General features: G+C 64.3%; 18 protein-coding genes. 10 read left to right on the top strand and 8 right to left on the bottom strand.

Annotated elements, in window-relative coordinates; all coding sequences use genetic code 11:
- Nucleotide 1: 1 nt before the first annotated feature.
- A complete protein-coding gene (locus tag P0648_RS08690) occupies nt 2-1126 on the top strand; it encodes an ABC transporter ATP-binding protein (protein ID WP_276247664.1) in 1125 nt (374 codons plus the stop codon).
- Nucleotides 1123-2304 carry a CaiB/BaiF CoA-transferase family protein gene (locus P0648_RS08685; protein WP_276247665.1) on the top strand — a complete coding sequence of 394 codons (1182 nt, stop codon included), beginning with the start codon at nt 1123-1125 and terminating at the stop codon, nt 2302-2304. Before P0648_RS08690 ends, P0648_RS08685 begins: the two co-directional genes overlap by 4 nt.
- On the opposite strand, the gene P0648_RS08680 is transcribed toward P0648_RS08685, so the two are convergent.
- On the bottom strand, nt 2297-3370 hold the full coding sequence (locus P0648_RS08680) for a LeuA family protein (RefSeq protein ID WP_276247666.1): 1074 nt from the start codon (nt 3368-3370) through the stop codon (nt 2297-2299). The two genes, P0648_RS08685 and P0648_RS08680, sit on opposite strands and share 8 nt — an antisense overlap.
- A 101-nt stretch (nt 3371-3471) precedes the next feature.
- Here P0648_RS08680 and P0648_RS08675 point away from each other — a divergent pair, with 101 nt between their 5' ends.
- Together P0648_RS08675 and P0648_RS08670 are read left to right on the top strand one after the other, a co-directional pair.
- On the top strand, nt 3472-4344 hold the full coding sequence (locus tag P0648_RS08675; RefSeq protein ID WP_276247667.1) for a CbiX/SirB N-terminal domain-containing protein: 873 nt from the start codon (nt 3472-3474) through the stop codon (nt 4342-4344).
- Nucleotides 4341-5402: a DR2241 family protein gene (locus P0648_RS08670; protein ID WP_277503576.1), complete on the top strand. Its 1062-nt coding sequence runs from the start codon at nt 4341-4343 to the stop codon at nt 5400-5402. Before P0648_RS08675 ends, P0648_RS08670 begins: the two co-directional genes overlap by 4 nt.
- Here P0648_RS08670 and P0648_RS08665 read toward each other — a convergent pair.
- The 4 genes from P0648_RS08665 to P0648_RS08650 form a co-directional block, all read right to left on the bottom strand.
- Entirely contained in the window at nt 5399-5605 is a 207-nt protein-coding gene (locus tag P0648_RS08665; RefSeq protein ID WP_276247669.1) for a hypothetical protein, read from the bottom strand. The two genes, P0648_RS08670 and P0648_RS08665, sit on opposite strands and share 4 nt — an antisense overlap.
- 82 nt (nt 5606-5687) lie before the next feature.
- A complete protein-coding gene (locus tag P0648_RS08660) occupies nt 5688-6254 on the bottom strand; it encodes a hypothetical protein (protein WP_276247670.1) in 567 nt (188 codons plus the stop codon).
- A gap of 33 nt (nt 6255-6287) precedes the next feature.
- Entirely contained in the window at nt 6288-6482 is a 195-nt protein-coding gene (locus tag P0648_RS08655; protein ID WP_276247671.1) for a methytransferase partner Trm112, read from the bottom strand.
- 78 nt (nt 6483-6560) lie between these two features.
- Nucleotides 6561-7883 (bottom strand): adenylosuccinate synthase, encoded by a 1323-nt coding sequence (locus P0648_RS08650; RefSeq protein WP_277503571.1) that lies wholly within the window; start codon nt 7881-7883, stop codon nt 6561-6563.
- A 190-nt stretch (nt 7884-8073) separates the two neighbouring features.
- On the opposite strand from P0648_RS08650, the gene P0648_RS08645 reads away from it, so the two are divergent.
- Nucleotides 8074-8376 (top strand): hypothetical protein, encoded by a 303-nt coding sequence (locus P0648_RS08645; protein WP_276247673.1) that lies wholly within the window; start codon nt 8074-8076, stop codon nt 8374-8376.
- Nucleotides 8377-8457: 81 nt separating this feature from the next.
- Here the strand turns inward: P0648_RS08645 and P0648_RS08640 are convergent, their stop codons facing one another.
- The 3 genes from P0648_RS08640 to P0648_RS08630 form a co-directional block, all read right to left on the bottom strand.
- Complete coding sequence (locus P0648_RS08640; RefSeq protein WP_277503569.1) at nt 8458-10569, bottom strand: hypothetical protein; 2112 nt, start codon at nt 10567-10569, stop codon at nt 8458-8460.
- Nucleotides 10570-10654: 85 nt separating this feature from the next.
- Nucleotides 10655-10933: a UPF0058 family protein gene (locus P0648_RS08635; protein WP_276247675.1), complete on the bottom strand. Its 279-nt coding sequence runs from the start codon at nt 10931-10933 to the stop codon at nt 10655-10657.
- 69 nt (nt 10934-11002) lie between these two features.
- On the bottom strand, nt 11003-11218 hold the full coding sequence (locus P0648_RS08630) for a ribbon-helix-helix domain-containing protein (RefSeq protein ID WP_276247676.1): 216 nt from the start codon (nt 11216-11218) through the stop codon (nt 11003-11005).
- Between the two features lie 785 nt (nt 11219-12003).
- On the opposite strand from P0648_RS08630, the gene P0648_RS08625 reads away from it, so the two are divergent.
- From P0648_RS08625 to P0648_RS08605, 5 genes are all read left to right on the top strand, one after another.
- The gene (locus tag P0648_RS08625; protein WP_276247677.1) at nt 12004-12600 is read left to right on the top strand and encodes a sulfite oxidase-like oxidoreductase; all 597 of its coding nucleotides are present in this window, start codon (nt 12004-12006) and stop codon (nt 12598-12600) included.
- A 31-nt stretch (nt 12601-12631) separates the two neighbouring features.
- A complete protein-coding gene (locus tag P0648_RS08620; protein ID WP_276247678.1) occupies nt 12632-13987 on the top strand; it encodes an isochorismate synthase MenF in 1356 nt (451 codons plus the stop codon).
- Nucleotides 13984-15735 carry a 2-succinyl-5-enolpyruvyl-6-hydroxy-3-cyclohexene-1-carboxylic-acid synthase gene (gene menD, locus P0648_RS08615; protein WP_277503564.1) on the top strand — a complete coding sequence of 584 codons (1752 nt, stop codon included), beginning with the start codon at nt 13984-13986 and terminating at the stop codon, nt 15733-15735. The genes P0648_RS08620 and menD overlap by 4 nt, the downstream gene beginning before the upstream one ends.
- A gap of 328 nt (nt 15736-16063) precedes the next feature.
- Nucleotides 16064-17362, top strand: coding sequence for a Cdc6/Cdc18 family protein (locus P0648_RS08610; RefSeq protein ID WP_277503563.1), 1299 nt, complete (start codon nt 16064-16066; stop codon nt 17360-17362).
- A gap of 40 nt (nt 17363-17402) precedes the next feature.
- Nucleotides 17403-18287: a 1,4-dihydroxy-2-naphthoyl-CoA synthase gene (locus P0648_RS08605; protein ID WP_276247681.1), complete on the top strand. Its 885-nt coding sequence runs from the start codon at nt 17403-17405 to the stop codon at nt 18285-18287.
- Nucleotides 18288-18783 lie beyond the last annotated feature (496 nt).

The raw sequence follows: 18783 nt of genomic DNA, 5'->3' as shown, positions 1-18783 counted from the left end.
TATGGCACAATCCATTCGACTCGACACGGTTCGCAAAGAGTTCAAAACGCTCGGGCAGACGCACGTCGCCGTCGATGACGTGTCGCTCGAAATTCCCGCCGGGTCGTTTACGACGCTCGTCGGCCCCTCCGGCTGTGGGAAGACAACCACCCTGCGGATGCTCGCCGGGCTCGAAACCCCCACGTCGGGGCGCATCCACTTCGGTGACGACGACGTGACCGACCTGCCACCCCAGAAGCGCAACGTCTCGATGGTGTTCCAGTCCATCGCGCTCTACCCCCACATGAGCGTCCGCGAGAACATCGGCTATGGCCTCAAGATTCACGGCGTCCCAAAGGCAGAACGCGACGAGAAAATCGAGGAGGCCGCCCGCGTGCTCCAAATCGAGGAACAACTCGAAAAGATGCCCGCGGAACTCTCCGGCGGGCAACAACAGCGCGTGGCCCTCGGCGGTGCGTTCGTCCAGGACCCCGAAGTGCTGCTGCTCGACGAACCGATGAGCGACCTGGACGCGAAACTGAAGTCGGAACTCCGCGTCGAGATTCAGCGACTCCACCAGGAACTCGACACCACCATCGTCTACGTCACCCACGACCAGACGGAGGCGATGACGATGTCGGACCGCGTCGTGTTGCTCCGCGAGGGCCACGTCGCACAGTTCGACCCGCCGCGGACCCTGTTCCACCGGCCGCAATCTGCGTACGTCGCCAGTTTCATCGGCACGCCATCGACCAACTTGCTCACGTGCTCGGTGACGAGCGTCGACGGCGTCCCGACCATCGAGGGCCACGGCATTCGGATGCCCGCGGGCGAGGCGCTCTCCGCACACGTGGGTAACTCGGTCACGCTCGGCATCCGTCCGCAGTACCTCCGCCCGAGCGGCGGCGAAATCCGCTTCGAAGTGACCGCCGAAGTCGTCGAACCGCTCGGCACGGAATCGGTGGTACACGCGAAAACCGCCGATGGAACCCGAGTTGACGTGGTCTCGCCGGAGGTAGACGACGCACGACCGGGCGACAGCATCATCGTGGGATTCGACCGCGACGATTGCTACGTGTTCGCCGCCGACGGCGAGACCATCTGCTTTGGCGACGATCTCGAAGCGAATCCGACCCAACTCCCATGACCGACCGACCACTCGCAGACGTGACGGTGCTCGAACTCGGCCACATCATCGCCGGGCCGTTTTGCTCGCTGTTACTCGCCGACCTTGGCGCACGCGTCATCAAGATAGAACACCCCGAGGGCGGTGACATCGTTCGCGACTCCTCGCCGCTCGGCAACAGTTCGTTCAACTACGTAAATCGGGACAAAGAGAGCATCACGCTCGACCTGAAGACCGCCGGTGGCCGCGAAATCTTCCACAGTCTCGTCGGAGAGGCGGACGTCGTCGTCGAGAACTTCAAGCCGGGCACCGCAGAACGCCTCGGCGTCGGTTACGACGCACTCAGTGAGGAGTTCCCGTCACTCGTCTACTGCTCGATAAAGGGCTTCAACGAAGGGCCGTACGAGGACCACCCCGCTCTCGACCCGGTTGCGGAAGCACTCTCCGGGCTGATGAGCGTGACCGGCCATCCCGGCCAACCGCCAGTGCGCTCGGGGACCAGTGTGGCCGACATGGCCGCCTCGTTGTACGGGGCGATTGGCGTCCTCGCCGCCCTGCGCCAGCGCGACCAGACCGGCGAAGGTCAGAAAGTGTCCGCGCCGCTGTTCGAGAGCACCGTCGCCCTCATGGGCTACTGGCTCTCGTTCACGCAGGCCTACGACGACGTGCCAGAGCCGCTCGGGGCGGGGCACCCGAACTGGGCACCCTACGACGTGTTCCGCACGGCGGACGAGAAGTGGGTGTTCGTCGGGCCGTCGGGCGAACGCCAGTGGCGGGCATTCTGTGAGGCACTCGACCTCTCGCTTCACGAAGACGACCGCTTCGAGACGCTCGCCGACCGCCGGGAGAACGTCTCGCTGCTCACCGACCTGCTCGCCGTCGAGCTCAGGCAGTTCGACCGGGTTGAAATCGTCGAGCGACTTCGCGAAGCGAGCGTGCCGGTGGCTCCGGTCAACAACATCCGAGAGGTGTGCAACGACCCACACCTCGCGGCGACGGACGCGCTCACGTCGGTCGCGGTCGCAGAGGGCGCAGGCGACACGGTTGCCGTACCCCGGTCGCCGATTCGCTCCTCCGCGTTCTCCCGTGTCGAGTCGCGCCCACCACCGCACCTCGGTCAGCACACGGCGTCGATTCTCGAGTCACTCGGCTACTCGACGGCTGAAATCGACGCACTGCGCGAAACCGGCGCTATTTGACCCGGCGGGCGAGCGAGAGCGCCTCGTTCAAATCTACTTCTTCCCGGTTTGCCAACGCATCGAGGAGCGTCGCAACCCGTTCGTCGGTGGGTTCGATACCGGCGCGTTCGAACAGTCTGCGGGCCGCTCCTCGCCCCGTGTCCGGGCCGAACAGCAGGCGTCGCTCGCCCCCGAAGCGGGCGGGGTCGAACGGTTCGAACAGCGCAGGGTCGTCGAGCATCGCGGCGGTGTGCAGGCCCGATTCGTGGGCGAACACCTGGTCGCCGAGCAGCGGTTTCCACGCCGAGACGTCCTCACCGAGGGCGGCGAGCACGGCCCGCGAGTGAGTGAGCAGGTCCGACTCGTCGATTTTCGAATCGACCGCTTCCTCGCCGAGGAGGCCCGCGACGACGAACTCTTCGAGCGGGACGTTCCCGGCGCGTTCGCCGATGCCGGCCACAGAGACGTCAACTCGCCCGACGCCCATGTCTGCGGCGGTGAGGGCGTTTGCCGTGGCGACGCCGATATCGTCGTGGAAATGGACGCCGACGCCGGAGAGGTCTGCGTCGAGGGCGGTGAGCGTTTCAGTGACGCCTTTGGGAGTTCGACTGCCGACGGTGTCCGCGATGGTCACGAACGCCGCTTCGACCTGTTCGACGACTTCGTTCAGAAACGCGAGTTCGGTCCGAAAGCCGTCCATCGCGGTGAAGTGGACTTCGAGGCCGGTGTCGTGGGCCGCGTCAAGAGCGTCGTGGACGGTTTCGAGCAGTTCCTCGCGGGAGGTGCCGAGCATGAACTCGCGCTGGGCGTCGCTCGTCGGGGCGAACAGGTCGATGACGTCCACGCCAGCTTCGACGGCGGCGTCAATGTCGCTCTGGATGGCGCGAGCGATTCCTGTCGTCTTCGCGTCGCCGTCGTACTGTTCGCAGACCCGGCGCGTTCGGTCGTCTGCGACGGGAAAGCCGAGCTGGATGTAATCGACGCCGAGGGCGTCTAAGTGGCTCGCGGCTTCGACCTTCTGGTCGACCGAGAAGCGTCGGCCGGGTCGTTGCTCGCCCTCCCGAAGCGTCACGTCGAGCAGTTTCATGGCTGGACAGAGGAAGCGGAGGACCAAACGGCTTCGCCCTGCATGTGTGGGCTTCCGCGGGCGAAGCCGCTAAGGCCGACCTGTCCTAAGAAGTGACAACGATGAAGGCGCTCGTGATAGCCGCACATGGCTCGCACCTGAACGCGGAGTCCAGCACCCCGACGTTCTCACACGCCGACACGATTCGGGCGACCGGCGTGTTCGACGAGGTGCGCGAAGCGTTCTGGAAAGAAGAACCGTCGTTCCGGGAGGTCATCCGCACTCTGGAGAGCGACGAAGTGTACGTCGTCCCGCTGTTCATCAGCGAGGGCTACTTCACCGAACAGGTGATTCCCCGCGAACTCAGACTCGCCGGGTGGGACGTGGCCGACTGGAACTCGGACGGCCTGAGCGCGACCCACGTCACGCTCGAAAGCGAAGATACGGGCAAGACAGTCCACTACTGTGGGCCGGTCGGCACCCACGAATCGATGACCGACGTCATCATCCGCCGGGCGGAGTCGGTGACGGGCGACCCCGACGTGGGGCCGGGCTTTGGCCTCGCCGTCGTTGGTCACGGGACGGAGCGAAACGCGAACTCGGCGAAGGCGATTCACTATCACGCAGACCGCATCCGGGAGTCCGGTCGGTTCGACGAGGTAGCGGCGCTGTTCATGGACGAAGAACCCGAGGTGGACGACGTGACCGACTACTTCGAGGCCGAGGACATCGTGGTGGTTCCGCTGTTCATCGCGGACGGCTTTCACACCCAGGAAGACATTCCCGAGGACATGGGCCTCACCGACGACTACCGCAAGGGATACGACGTGCCTGCCGTCGTCGACGGCCACCGCATCTGGTACTCGGGGGCCGTGGGGACGGAGCGACTCATGGCCGACGTCATCCTCGAACGCGCCGCCGACGCGGGCGTAGACGTTGGAGACACCCTCGAAACGGTCCGTGAAGCGACGCGGGCGGCCGGAGGCGCACGATGACCGAGCTTCAGCGCGTCACCCTGCGCCGGGCGGCCCCCAACGGTGTGGAATGCGACGGCCTCGTGGTGTCCCACGACCGAAGCGGGTACACCTTCGAGACGCCCGCGACCCGCCACGAGCAACTGGACGCGGAGGCGTTCGACGACGTGGCCGCAGACCACCCGTGGCTGGTGTCGAACTGGCACTACTGGCACCAGTTTGCAGAGCCGTCGCGACGCGACTTCCTGCGCTGGGTCGAGGGCGCGGACGACCGGAGCGTCGCAGACCGATACGACGCCCTCCCCGAGGGCCTCTCCCGGGAGTGGGGGCAACTCCACATCACCGCCGAACTGGCCGGTGCGGGTGAGCGGCGGTATCACCTCCGACACGTCGCCGACGCGGGTGCGGAAGTCGATTCGCTCGACACCTACACCGACCCACTGGACGCCCGCGACCTGGCGAAACACGACGACGCAGGGCGGTATCGGCCACTCAAGACCGCGCCCACGCTCGTCGATGGCTGGGCGTTCGTGGACCTGACCGGACGCGAACTGCTCCAGACGGTCGACTTCTTCTATCCGGCGACGGTGGCGAACTGGTATCGCGAGCAGGAAGGCGAACTCGACGTGACCCACTTCCGCGAGACGGCAGAACGCCAGACCGGCATCTACGACGTGATAGACGAACTGCCACAAGAGGCGGTCGAGTGGGTGGCCGGAGCCTGCTGTGTGGACTCCCAGTGTCTGAAGCGCCGCGAGTGGGACGAGGATGTAGAGACGCCCCTCGACGTACCCCGTGGTGACGGCGAATTCCCGTGCCGTGAACCGTGTTCACTCGTCGTCGCGGCGGCGCGAAAGTGGACGAAGTTAGAGCAAGAGGAGGAGCAGACCTACGAGGTGACGATGACCGAGAGCGAACTGGCACAGTTGGCCGACCTCGTGGATGCCGTGGCAGAGGGGCGCACCGACGAAATTCGCGAGGCGGACGTGTACGACGGCGCGAACCGCTATCGGGCGCGCTACCTGCGGGCGAAGCGAATGGACGACGCGGGCCGATTCGAGAACGTCACCGAGCGCTAGCGCAATCGCCGGTACAGCGGCCAGAACGGCAACACGAGCGTCACGGCCACGGCGATGATGAGCGGCATGAAGCTGATGCCGGTGACGGTGGTTCGACTATCGACGACGAGCAATGCGACGAGGCAGGCGAAGAGGTACAGCCACGCGAGTACCGCCTTCGACTCCAAACGGTCCGCAAGCGGAATTCGCCACGCACCAAACATAGCTACTCAGTACCACAGTTGAGGTTATAAATTTCAGTCAGACAGACGTAGGACAGTTAAAAACTCTCGAACACCTGAGTGTTCACGAGCGCAAGAAGGCCACCGCGACGAGAACGCCCGCGAGCAACGTGAGCACGCCGAGTAAGAACACCATACTGTCGGCGATAACCAGTGCGACGAGCGCGAGGACGAGCGCCGCGAACCCGAGCAGCAATACGGCGATGTCGCCGCCTTCGAAGGAGAGATTCTCCATCAGCCCGGGGGCCGGGTCAGGCTGTGGAACCGGCTTGCCGAGCGATTCGTCTACCTCGACCGGTTGTTTCTCGACGGTGGGTTCTGCCACCTTCACGTCCACGAACTTCGTCTCCGCGCCGTAAGCCGAGACGACCTTGAGTTTCCCGCGGACGGGACGTTTGCCCTCCCGCACGGAGATGCGAACCGGGCGGCTCGAATCGGATTTCACGTGGTGGTTTCCGGCCTCCATCTCCGCGACCTCGGAGAGCGCGTCGTCTAAGTGCAGGTGAACGTGGACCGCCTCGCCGTGGTTCACGAGATTGACGGTGAACGTGCCACCGGTCTCGAAGGAGTCCGGTGTCTCGAGTGCGTGGAGTCGGCCACGGTTGACGTGCACGGGAAGCGTATCGGACACGTCACTCAAAATGAAGCGCCAGTAGAAAAAGGTTCAGGCTGCGACGTCCTCCCGCATGTCCGGCGGGAGGAGATTCGGAATGCCGTCCTCGATGGGGAACTGCTCGCCACACTCGGTGCAGACGAGTGTTCCACTGAGAACTTCGTCGTCGTCACGTTCGTCGACCTCGAGTTCGAGGTCGCTCTTGTCCATCGGACAGCAGAGAATGTCCATCAGCGATTCCTTCATCGAAGCTCACCCTCGGTCATAGTGAAAGTGTAGGAAGGTATCGCTAAAAGCGTGACGGGTCGCAGTGGCGCGACCGCGTTATTCGAGCGGGTTCTCTAAGATGACCGTCTGGTCGCGGTCTGGACCCATGCCGACGGCGAAGATGTCGGTGTCGAGTTCCTCGCTGATGTATTCGAGGTAGGTCTGGGCGTTATCTGGAATCGCGTTCCAGCCTTCCTCTGCGACAGCGCTCCAGTCTACGTCCTCCCAGCCGTCGAACTCCTTGTAGTTCGGTTCACACCGCGCCCACTGCTCGGTGGTCGGTGGGACGGTGAAAATCTCCTCGCGATCGAGAGTGTAGGAATGGCCCACTTTGAGGTCGCCAAGGCCGGCGAGCACGTCGATGTGATTGATTGCGAGGCCGGTAAAGCCACTTGCGCGTTCTGCGTGGCGGAGCATCGGCATGTCGAGCCAGCCGATGCGGCGTGGGCGACCGGTGACGGTGCCGAACTCGCCACCTTTCTCGCGAATCTCGTCTGCGAGGTCCTCCATGTCGCCGGTGAGTTCGGTCGGGAGCGGTCCCGTGCCGACCCGCGAGAGGTAGGACTTCACGATGCCGACGACGTCGCCTTTGCCGACGATGGTCGGGGCGACACCCGTGCCGACGGCTGCGCCGCCGGAGGTCGGGTTCGAGGAGGTGACGTACGGGTAGATGCCGTGGTCGATGTCGATGGAGGTGCCCTGTGCGCCCTCGAACATGACGTTCTTGCCGTCTTTGATGGCGTTCGTGAGGAACTCACCCGCGTTGACGGTCATGTTGCCCTCGGCGAGGCGCTCGCCGTATTCTTTGTACTGTTCGAACAGTGCGTCTACGTCGAACTCTTCGCCCGTTTCGACGCCGAAGACGTCCTCCGCGAGGGCGCGTTTCTGCGGGACGACGTATTCGAGGCGCTCGCGGAGCACCTCGGGGTTGAGCAGGTCGCCGATGCGGATGCCGCGACGGCCGGCCTTGTCCTCGTAGGTCGGGCCGATGCCCCGGCCCGTGGTTCCGGCGTCTAAGTCGGAGTCGGACTTCGCCGTCTCCTCGATGCCGTCCAGCACTTTGTGGTACGGGAGGATGACGTGGGCGCGTTCTGCGACGCGGACGTCGGGGGTGAGGCCGCGCTCTGCGAGCGCGTCGATCTCAGAGAAGAGCGTTTCGGGATTCACGACGCAACCGTTGCCGAGGATGCCGATTTTGCCCCGGACGGCCCCGCTCGGAACGAGCGAGAGTTTGTATTTTTCGCCGTCGTGGACGACGGTGTGGCCGGCGTTGTCGCCACCCTGGTAACGAGCGACGATGTCGGCGTTGTCGCCCCAGAGGTCGACGACGCCGCCTTTGCCCTCGTCGCCGAGTTGCGAACCGACGATGGTTACGGTCATACGCGGGAGTTCCTGTTACCGGGGTAAACCGATTACGGAATTGGCGACCGGATAAACTCACGACGAGTGTCATGTTTTGTCTCGAGCCGAAGCGTTAATAAATCACACACCCGAAGTCGGAATCTACGATTTTGTTTGGCCTCCGACGACAGCAACCTTTAAAGGCTTCAAACACAAGTTAACAAATGCCATGATAGACCGACTTGAGAAGGAAGTCGACATGCTGGAACGTCACCTTCAAGTCCTGAAGATGGTCATCGAAAACGAACCAATTGGGATCGTGAAGATGTCCAACGAAACCGGGTACCCGCACCACAAGGTCCGCTACTCTCTCCGCGTGCTCGAAGAGGAGAACCTCATCGAGCCGTCGAGCCAGGGCGCTATCACGACCGACCGCACGAAGGAGTTCGTCTCCGACTTAGACGGGAAGGTCGACCAGATTATCGAAAAGCTCGAAGGAATGAAAATCGAAGGCGCGACCGAACTCGCGTAACCGTTCTTCGCTCGCTGTTGAAACTCCGTCTGCACTGCGCAGACTCCTCTCTTTAGCCCGGGCAGTCGATTCTCTGCCCCGCTACAGTTCGGGGAGGTTCATGTAGAACTCCCCGCCCCGTGCTTCGACGAGACAGAGGTGGTAGCCCTGCTTGCGCGATAACTTCACGTAGCTCTTGCGCTTGTCACGACTGAGCAGGCCGCCACCCGTCGCGTCGGACGCCGTTTCGAGCGCGTCCGGGTCGTAGAAACTCGACGTGACGAAGAACGCAGCGCTCAGGCTGTCTGCGGTCTCTGCGACGCGACTGCCCTCCGTAATCAGCGAGGCGAGCATCGATTCGGTCGCCGGGTCGCGCGAGTCGTTGAAGTCCGCGACGACGAGCGGATTACCCATCCGGTCGCGCAGGACGACGTCGAAGGTGAGTTGCTCTCTGTGTTCCTCGCCATCCTGCTGGTACCTGATGCTCACCTTCGCGTTGAGTTCGGCGCGGTCGATTTTCGGTATCGCGGCGAACAGTTCGCGCACTGCCTCCTCGTTGCCCGTATCGCGTATCTCGAACAACAACGAGCGCGTGAGCCACTCGACGAATCGATACTGCACCGTCTCCGTGAGGAACGCCTCGAACTGCTGACCATCGACCGACACGTCCGCGGCGTCGAACTGCGTGTGATACTCGATGCGGAGGTTCTCGACAATGTCCATCGCTTCCGCCTCGCCTTCGAGAACGGATTGCAGGGTCGTCTTGGACTTCGAGTTGTACCGGACGAACAGATTGGTTCCCGAAAGCGCCTCTGCGGGCGTCATGCGCTCGTCGCGTCCGACGGCCGTGCCGTTTTCCCGTGCCTCGTCTAAGAGCGTTTCGAGCCGAGCAACCTCGGCTTCGAGGCGGGAGACTTCGGCTTCGAGCTCCTCGCGCTCTGCTTGCAACACTTCCCGGTCGTCGGTCACCGATTCGAGTTGCGTTTCGAGGCGCGCGACCTCATTTTTCTGGTTCTGGAGTGCAGCACGCAAGTCCTCGACTTCGGAATCCGGTTGCGGTGACTGCGGTGGGTCCTGTTTCGGCGGGGCGTTGGGCGTGCCGGTCGGCCGCCGGGAACTGGACTCGCGGACGAGCGACTGCTCCGTGCGCTCCGGTCGGTTGGCCGTATCGATGCGCCCGCCGGCCCCCTCGTCGGTCTTCGCCGGGTCGAGCGACGGAATCGACCGAGTTTCGAGCGCCCGTGTACTCAACCCCGACGCCGGAGCACGGCTGACTTCGGCTGGTTCGCGGTCGTCGGGCAACGGACTGTCCGGAGGCGTCTCAGACGGGTCTGCGAGCGGGTCTGGTGGGGATGTCGGCTCTGCGTCGTCGGACGCGGCGTCGGCGTTATCGACTGTCGTACCCGGGCTCTCCGTCCCCACGTCAATCTCCTCATCCTCGGCCGCTGCGTCGGCCTCCTCACTGGCGGCAGCCGCCGACTCGGTGGGCTCCCGTGCGTCGGTACCCGGCGCGGTCGGCGTTTCCTCGGTGGTCGGCGGTGCCTCGCCTGCGGTCGCTCCCGCGTCGTCCGCTGGTTCGACTGTGCTGTCCGCGCCGTCCGGCGAATCCGACGTGGATTGCGCTGGTGCTTCGTCGGTATCGACGACGGTGGCCGAGGCCGAGTCGGGTTCCGCCACGTCAGGGATGTCGAGGATGTCCACGTCCACCGCTTTGACGGCGTAGATGCCGACTTCGTCCGCTGCCCGGTCGAACGCTTCGTCGTCGGTCAACATTCGACCGCTGTTGCCCACGAACGCGACGGCCTTCGAGCGCCCGGCGTAGTAGACGAGATAGTAGTCACCGGAGAGGACGTTGTCCGAGAGTTCGACGTAGCCACTGAAGTTGCCGCTCGTCAGTTGGTCGTCCACCTCGCGAAGCGGCGTGTCGTTTGTGTAGTACTTTGCGCGCGTCTCGCCGCCCTCGTGTTGCATGAAATAGAGCAGCGGGAGCGACGAGTGCGGCGCGGCGTACGCTGTGCCGCTCGCGTCCTCGAACGCCGAGAGTGCCCCGTCCGCGATGCCGACGACGCGTCCATTCTGCATGAAGAGCCACGCGCTGCCCGCCACAACCGCGCCCGTGAACTGGTCGTCCGCGAGCGCGTGCAGGCCACGATAGCCGCCTTCGAACGACCGAGCCTCCCAGTCTCTGATTCGTTCGACGGTCGTTTGGTCCATAGTCTCACAACCAAGAATAACGGCAAATAGTTACCGCACGACTGGTCAGCGTTTGGAGAGGACGGCGCGGGGAGAACGGGTCAGTTTACAGCTTCGATTCCGCATCTTTCGCGAGTTCAGCCATCCGCTTTCCGATGCGGCCGGCGTTCGAGAACTCGTCTTCGCTCATCGCGTTGGCGAGCGCGTTGCCGAGGACGAACACGGCGTGTTTGTGTTCGCTTTTCGACTTGTGAACGTCGTCCGGCGTGACGTCTAACTGGTAGTACGGGTCGAAGACGCTCGCGTCGACGCCCGACATCTCGGCGTAGTTCTCCATGATGGTCACCATCTGCTCGTGCAGCTGGAGCAGTTCGTCTTTGTGCATTAGCGGGTGTTTGGCGAGTACGCCGCTTAAGAATTTCTGACAATCAGTACCACAAACCGCCAAAACGTGTTAGAAGACGTACTCGTCTTCGTGGCCCATCATCCCGTCGTCTTCGAAGCCGCCGACGGGTTCGTCCTCTACGTGACCACTCGTTTTGTACGCCTTCAGCCCGGCTGAGATGAGTTGCTGAACCGCCTCTTCGCGGTTCATGAATTCGCCCTGTTCTACCATCTGGGTAATCTGCATCTCGAGGTGTTCCGGGATTGTGAGCTCAACTTTAGGCATCGGAATAGTCGCCGCTTCGTGGGAGCCGTATTTAACTCTGACGGGGAGGTGATTCGTATTACGTGAACCGTGCTGACTGTTTTGCGAACAATTATCTTGAACGCAGGCGCTAAAACCCCGTCCTGAAGGACGGGGATACAGCGTCCCCAGAACACTTTGCGTTCTGGTGTCTCGGTATCCGCTGGATTCCGACGAGTCCGCAGGACCTGTGGTCCTGCGAGATGCGAACGAGACGCGTTGCTTCTCGTCAACGCCGTCTGTGTGTGGCAAAGAGTTACATTGATTCCCACCGTCCACCATCCGTCGGCCCGAAGGTTATGACCCCTTCGGTGCCCGATGGCCCGAAACTGGCGGTTCGAGTGTCCGCCCACCCCGGCAACGGGATGCGCCCCTCGTGGGAACAAAAACCAAGCATCGGGCTTCGGAACGCGGTCGAAGTAACTCCGAGTCCGCTGACGGCCCAACCGAACCCTTCGGAACCGAAACGGCGGGTTCGGGCGGGAGTGAGGAGAGGAGTACCGGCGGTGTGGCACCGCCAGCAGTCCACCAGTACCCTCACGGGACTGCGCTCGGAGATTCGGACTCCGACTGCGGTAGTGGAGTGCAAACCTGCAACCACCCAAACCAGCACGCCTTCGCGTGTGGGAAGCCCCGTCGTTTACGACGGAGAGGATGTCACTTCGACGCCCACACGAGTCGGTGGGTCAGGCGGAACTCCCCCTCGCTGGCGGTGAGTACCGGTGCTATCGACAACTCTTACGGCTATCCGACACGTATCTCGGGGTATGAGCGCGCGAGACGTTACGAACCTCTATCAGGAGTTCGGCGAGAAACGATTGCCGCCGGGACAGCGAGAGACCTCCCGGTTTCCCGTCCTGTCGAAAGGCGGGACGCCGAAGTGGAACCGCGAGACGTGGAAATTCGAGGTGTGGGGCGCGGTGGACAACCCCCTCACGCTCTCGTGGGAGGAGTTTACCGACCTGCCGAGCGAGACGCAGTTACAGGACTTCCACTGCGTCACGGGCTGGAGCAAACTCGACTGTACGTGGACGGGCGTCACCTTCCCAACGCTCGCAGAGGTGGCGCAGGTGCGCGACGACGCCACCCACGTCATGTTCTACGGGATGGACGACTACTCGACTGACCTGCCCCTCTCTGAGTGCATGCGCGACGAGGTACTGTTTACGTGGGCGTTCGACGACGAACCACTCGAACCCGACCACGGTGGCCCGCTGCGCGTCGTGACGCCCCACCGCTACGCCTACAAGGGGGCAAAGTGGGTGAACGGCGTCGAGTTCCTCACCGAGTCAGAGCGGGGCTACTGGGAGAAACGCGGGTATTCGCAGAGTGCGAACCCGTGGAACGAGGAACGGTATAGTTAGGCTAAATAGTCGCCAGCCCTGAATGCCGGTAATGGAACCCCTGCGCAGCGACGAGACGGTGGCGCACGCGTCGGGTGACGCCACCCTCGAAAGCCGGGTGTGTGAAATCGAGCGGCTTTCCCTCCACCGACTGCTCGATGCCGCCGACGCGCCGCGCATCGCGTGGAGTACTCCCGACGGACCGACGATCGTCGCCTTCGGCGCAGCAGACGTCCTGACCGCCGAGGGCACCGCCCGCTTCGACGACATTCGCTCGCAGGCGGAGACGCTGTTCGCCCGCAGTTCGAACGCCACAAGCCTCCCCGAGGCGGCCCGCCCCCGCCTGTTCGGCGGCTTTTCGTTCAACGAAGGCCCGACCACCGACGAGCACTCTGCGTGGGCGGGCTTCCCCGATGCCCAGTTCATTCTCCCGCGAGTACAGGTATCCCAGACAGCCGAGAAGACGTATCTCACGGTCACGCTCGCGGGACCGGGAGCAACCCCGGAAGCGGCCAATGCACTGCTCGAACAGGAACGCGAGTCGCTCGCAAACCTCCCGACAGAGCCGCCGACCGCGGCAAAACCCGGCGTCGCCTCGCTCGAACTGACCACCCCACGCGAGACGTGGACCGAGCAAGTAGAGGCCGCCCTCGCTCGCATCGAACGCGGCGAACTCACGAAGGTCGTCCTCGCGCAGGCACTCACCGCGACGCTCGAAGACGACCTCTCCGTGCCGGGGGCACTCACGCGACTGGCGGAGGCGTACCCGGACTGTCACCGATTCCTCGTCGCCCCAGACGAACACGGCACCTTCTTTGGCGCGACGCCAGAGGGCCTCGTCTCGTTGCGCGGACGCACCGTCTCCACCGTGGCACTTGCCGGGTCCACCGGCCGCGGGGAGACGCCTGAGGAAGACGAGTGGCTCGGCGCGGAACTCCTCGCGAGCGAAAAGGACCGCCACGAACACGACGTGGTCGCAGAGACCATCCGCGAGCAACTGTGTCCGTTCGCCTCGAGCGTCTCGCTCGGCGAGCGCGGCCTTCGACGACTGGCCACAGTCCAGCACCTCCAGACGCCCATCACGGCCGAACTCAAGCGTGACGAACACGTCCTCTCGCTCGTCGAGGCGCTCCACCCGACGCCGGCCGTCGGTGGCCTCCCGCCAGAGCGGGCGAAACGCACGATTCGCGAGACAGAGACGTTCGACCGGGGGTGGTACGCCGCGCCAGTCGGCTGGTTCGACGCGGCCGGAAACGGGTCGTTCGTCGTCGCAATTCGTTCGGCGATTGCCCGCGGTGACGAAGCGACCCTGTTCGCCGGGGCCGGCATCGTCGCCGACTCGGACCCCGACGGCGAGTGGGACGAGATACAACTGAAGTACCGACCGATGTTAGACGAACTCGAATGACCGCCCCGAACCGAAACACACTCTGGGCGCGGGTCATCACGGACGAGTTCTCGAAGGCCGGCGTCGACGCCGTCTGCATCGCTCCCGGCAGTCGTTCGACACCCCTCACCGTCGCCTTCGACCGCCACCCTGAGATTCGCGTCTTCTCGCACCTCGACGAACGCGCTGCCGCCTTCTTCGCCCTCGGCAGGGCCAAGCGCACGGGCCGACCGACACCGCTCATCTGCACCTCGGGCACCGCGGCGGCGAACTTTCATCCTGCCGTCATCGAGGCGTCACAGTCGCGCGTCCCGCTCGTCGTCATGACCGCAGACCGCCCGCCCGAACTCAGAGACAGCGGCGCGAACCAGACGATAGACCAGGAAAAGTTGTACGGCAGTGCGGTCCGGTGGTATCGAGACCTCCCCGAACCGGCCGTCGAGGACCGCAAACTGCGGTCGCTCCGCACCGACTGCGCCAGAGCGGTCACGACGGCGACCGGTCCCCACCCCGGCCCGGTTCACCTGAACGTCCCGTTTCGCAAACCGCTCGACCCCGTCGAAGTTCCGGACGACGTCCCCGAGGGGTTCGCTGCCGAGTTCCCGCTCGCGGCGGAAGGGCGAACCGGCCCGTTCGTATCGGTGCAGCAGGGAACGCCGCATGCCGACGAATCCACGCTCTCTGAACTGGCAGACGCACTCGACACGGCAGCCCGCCCGCTCGTCGTCGTCGGCCCGGACGACCACGGTCCGGCCCCGAGGGCCATCGCAAACCTCACAGACGCGACGGGTGCGCCGGTGCTCGCCGACCCACTCTCGCGGGTTCGATTCGGGCCGCACGTCGCCGAGCGGCCGATTTGCGGCGGCTACGATTCGTACCTGGCGGCCGAGTGGCCCGCCCCGGACGTCGTCTTGCGCTTTGGCGCGTCGCCAACCTCGAAGGTGCTCCGAACCTACCTCGAAGAGTCAGGGGCCACGCAGTTCGTCGTGGACCCCGCAGGCGAGTGGCGCGAAGCCACGTTCACTGCGACAGCCCTGGTGGTCGCTGACCCGACACCGTTCGCAGCGGCGCTCGCAGACCGCTGTTCGCGTTCCGCAGACGACTGGACTGCCCGTTTCGAAGCCGCCGAAACTCGCTACTGGGAGTTGGTCGGATCGGCCCACGACGAGCAGTTCTTCGAAGGCACCGTCCTCGGCGACGTAGTCGAACTCGCGCCCGACCCGACGACGCTGTTCGTCTCGAATTCGATGCCAGTGCGTGACCTGGACCGCTTTGGACAGCCCCGAGAGGCGGCGATTACCGCCCTTGCAAACCGGGGGGCGAGTGGCATCGATGGCGTCACCAGTTCGGCTCTCGGTGCGGGGAGTGCAACCGACGACCCGCTGGTGCTCGTGACCGGCGACCTCGCGTACTACCACGACATGAACGGCCTGCTCGCGCTCTCTCGCTGTGGAGTGGACGCGACCATCGTTCTCGTCAATAACGACGGCGGCGGCATCTTCCACATGCTCCCGATAGAGGAGTTCGACCCGCCGTTCACCCGCCAGTTTAAGACGCCACACGGACTCGATTTCGAGGCGACGAGCGACCTCTATGACCTCGACTTCGTGCGCGCAGCGGACCGCACCGCGTTCCGCGAGGCGTTCGCGGCGTCGGTTGGCGAGTCCGGCACGCGCGTCATCGAAGTTCAGACGGACGCGGCGACCAGCCACCGGTTCCGCGAGCGCCTGCACGGGCGGGTCTGCGACACGGTTGGGCGACCCGAGTGACGCGACGTAAGACGGCCGCGACGGCGGACGACAGCGACCCGGACGTGGCTTCCGGAGTCGATTTTTCACCTGTTGCACCGAGTCCGCCCGACCAACCGACCGGTTTTCGAGTCGTCGAAAACCAAGAGACTGCGGCGCGTAAGACAGTTCGAGTCTCGTCGATTGACACGACGGGTGTGGGTTTTCGCCCGCCCCTGTCAGACCGACCCCGTGTGAACGTCTCACAGACATTTATGAGGGGTGCGGTCGATGGAAGGTGTACCTGCGGTCACGCCGTGGGTGGGAAACGGGACCGGTGCAGGAACAGTCATTCAGGAGTGGACACGCTGTGGCTGCCACCGACCCGGAGCACATCATGAATCATCACGAGTCGAACACACCCGTCGAAACGGTCGCGTCAGGCACAGACCAGTCCACGCTGAGTGGTTCGATTTTCGACGACCTCCTCCGTAGGAATCGGCTGTTCTGCGACCGCGACAAGCTCCGCCCGACCTACACGCCGGCCAGCCTCCCACACCGCACCGAAGAGGTGGCCGCGCTCGCTCGCCTCCTGGCAGGAACCCTCAAAGGCGAATCAACGCCGAACGTCTTCCTCTATGGCAAGACGGGCACGGGAAAGACGGCGTGTGTCCGCTCGGTCACGCGAGAACTCGAACGTGCCGGGACGCGCCGCGACGTGCAGGTGGACGTGGTGCACCTGAACTGTGAAGTTACGGACACGCAGTATCAGGTGCTCGCCCACCTCACGAACGCGCTCGTGGAATCAAACCGCGAGGTGGGCGGTGCGGACGCCGGCCCGTCACCGGTCCCGATGACCGGTCTGCCAACCGAAGTCGTCTACGGCACGCTCGTCGAAGCCGCAGACTGCGTCGAACGCTCGCTGCTCGTCGTTCTCGACGAAGTGGACCGACTGGCGACGAAGGGCGGGTCGAGCGCGCTCTACAACCTCACCCAACTCGCCGCCGTCCTCGAACGCTCGCGGGCGACCGTCTTGGGCATCAGCAACGACCTCACGTTCACCGACACGCTCGACCCACGGATTCGCTCGCGGCTCGGGAGCGACGAACTCGTCTTCCCGCCGTACGACGCGACGCAACTCCGTGACATCATCGCAGAACGGGCGGCCGTCGCCTTCGAGGATGGCGTTCTCGAAGACGGCGTGTGTGCGCTCGTCGCCGCTCTGGCTGCACAGGAACACGGCGATGCCCGCCGGGCGCTCGACCTGCTTCGGGTGGCTGGCGAACTCGCAGAGCGGGCAGACGAGGGGCGAGTCATGGAAGCACACGTCCGCCAGGCGCAGGCCCGCGTCGAGTTCGACCATACGGCTGACCTGGTCGAGTCGCTCCCCCAACAGGCGCGACTGGCCCTTGCCGCCGTCGCCTCGTTCGACGCGTTCGCCCCGGTCGAAGCCGTCCACGAACGCGGGCTGGAACTGGCGACGAACCTCGACTGTACCTGCCCCGGCCGTGCCCAGTTTTCGAGCGCCCTCGGGGACCTCGACGCGCTCGGACTGGTGACACTCGTCTCCCGAACCCGCCCGCGAAGTCGACAGGTTCGGCTTTCGATGCGACGCCGCGACTTGGCCCGCATTCTCGCGGACACGGACCTCGCCGGTGTCGTCGGCTGAGTCGCAGAATCTTTTTGCGCCGCCCGTCCCGAGTGGACGTATGGTTTCAGACATCTTCGACCCCGACCGCTGGGACGCGATTTCTGGCTTCGACTTTCGCGACATCACCTACCACCGGGCGAAAGACCACGGCACGGTCCGCATCGCTTTCGACCGCCCGGAGGTCAGAAACGCCTTCCGCCCCGGCACGGTTGACGAACTCTACACCGCGCTCGACCACGCTCGCCGCCAGACGGACGTCGGCTGCGTCCTCCTGACCGGTAACGGCCCCTCCCCGAAAGACGGCGGCTGGGCCTTCTGTTCTGGCGGCGACCAGACCATCCGCGGCGACGACGGCTACCAGTACGAAGGTGACGAGGAAGGCGCATCCGAGACCGGTCGCCTGCACATCCTTGAAGTCCAGCGCCTCATTCGCTTCATGCCCAAACCCGTCATCGCCGTGACCCCCGGCTGGGCCGTCGGCGGCGGTCACAGCCTCCACGTCGTCTGCGACATGACTCTCGCCTCGGAGAAGGCCATCTTCAAACAAACCGACCCGGACGTGGCGAGTTTCGACGCCGGCTTTGGCTCTGCGTATCTCGCCCATCAGGTCGGCCAGAAGAAAGCCCGCGAAATCTTCTTCCTCGGCAAGGACTACTCCGCCGAGGAAGCAGCAGAGATGGGCATGGTCAACGACGTGGTCCCCCACGAGGAACTGGAGGACGTGGCCCTGGAGTGGGCCGCAGAAATCAACTCGAAATCGCCGACAGCCATGCGGATGCTCAAATTCGCCTTCAACCTCGATACCGACGGCCTCGTCGGCCAGCAGGTGTTCGCCGGCGAAGCCACCCGCCTCGGCTACATGACCGACGAGGCAAAAGAGGGCCGCGAGGCCTTCGTCGAGAAGCGCGACCCCGACTTCTCGCGGTTCCCGTGGCACTACTGAAGCGCACCTTTTTGCTCGGCGGACCGCTCCGAGCAAAAAGGTGCCCGAAAAAGGCCGATTGCGCTGTTGGCGCAATCGGTTCTGGTAGCTGACTTCCTCCCACGACTGCAGTCGTGGGGTTCCAGTCACAGACTGGGGTTCCACGACGGAGAGGTTCCCACCTCACCGATGGGTGGGTTGTGGGCCGAGCCAGTACGGCCCCCGACCGAGATAGCGGGCTTCATTTACCCCCTCGGTGGGATGCATATCCTTACCTCAGACTCGGTAGCACAACCTATGAAACGCTCCGATATGGCCGTTTCGGGAACTGTCGGATGCATCCCACGACTGAAGTCGTGGGCTTTCTCCTCGAATCTCTGTAACTTCGCCGCTTCCGCCACCGCATCGCCTCCGCACGGCAACTCCACAACAGGTCCGTACGGCAACCGTACGCCTCCACTACCGCACCGCCTCCGCCTTCGCACCGCAACCACAGGCGCTATGCCCACGCCATCCT

Source organism: Haladaptatus sp. DYSN1 (assembly GCF_029489995.1).
In the GTDB taxonomy this organism is placed as follows: domain Archaea; phylum Halobacteriota; class Halobacteria; order Halobacteriales; family Halococcaceae; genus QDMS2.
This window is presented reverse-complemented; position numbering and strand designations above follow the sequence as displayed.

Coding starts and splice junctions, on each gene's coding strand:
- P0648_RS08690 (WP_276247664.1), top strand. CDS start 2: ATGGCACAATCCATTCGACTCGACACGGTTCGCAAAGAGTTCAAAACG.
- P0648_RS08685 (WP_276247665.1), top strand. CDS start 1,123: ATGACCGACCGACCACTCGCAGACGTGACGGTGCTCGAACTCGGCCAC.
- P0648_RS08680 (WP_276247666.1), bottom strand. CDS start 3,370: ATGAAACTGCTCGACGTGACGCTTCGGGAGGGCGAGCAACGACCCGGC.
- P0648_RS08675 (WP_276247667.1), top strand. CDS start 3,472: ATGAAGGCGCTCGTGATAGCCGCACATGGCTCGCACCTGAACGCGGAG.
- P0648_RS08670 (WP_277503576.1), top strand. CDS start 4,341: ATGACCGAGCTTCAGCGCGTCACCCTGCGCCGGGCGGCCCCCAACGGT.
- P0648_RS08665 (WP_276247669.1), bottom strand. CDS start 5,605: ATGTTTGGTGCGTGGCGAATTCCGCTTGCGGACCGTTTGGAGTCGAAG.
- P0648_RS08655 (WP_276247671.1), bottom strand. CDS start 6,482: ATGAAGGAATCGCTGATGGACATTCTCTGCTGTCCGATGGACAAGAGC.
- P0648_RS08650 (WP_277503571.1), bottom strand. CDS start 7,883: ATGACCGTAACCATCGTCGGTTCGCAACTCGGCGACGAGGGCAAAGGC.
- P0648_RS08645 (WP_276247673.1), top strand. CDS start 8,074: ATGATAGACCGACTTGAGAAGGAAGTCGACATGCTGGAACGTCACCTT.
- P0648_RS08640 (WP_277503569.1), bottom strand. CDS start 10,569: ATGGACCAAACGACCGTCGAACGAATCAGAGACTGGGAGGCTCGGTCG.
- P0648_RS08635 (WP_276247675.1), bottom strand. CDS start 10,933: ATGCACAAAGACGAACTGCTCCAGCTGCACGAGCAGATGGTGACCATC.
- P0648_RS08630 (WP_276247676.1), bottom strand. CDS start 11,218: ATGCCTAAAGTTGAGCTCACAATCCCGGAACACCTCGAGATGCAGATT.
- P0648_RS08625 (WP_276247677.1), top strand. CDS start 12,004: ATGAGCGCGCGAGACGTTACGAACCTCTATCAGGAGTTCGGCGAGAAA.
- P0648_RS08620 (WP_276247678.1), top strand. CDS start 12,632: ATGGAACCCCTGCGCAGCGACGAGACGGTGGCGCACGCGTCGGGTGAC.
- menD (WP_277503564.1), top strand. CDS start 13,984: ATGACCGCCCCGAACCGAAACACACTCTGGGCGCGGGTCATCACGGAC.
- P0648_RS08605 (WP_276247681.1), top strand. CDS start 17,403: ATGGTTTCAGACATCTTCGACCCCGACCGCTGGGACGCGATTTCTGGC.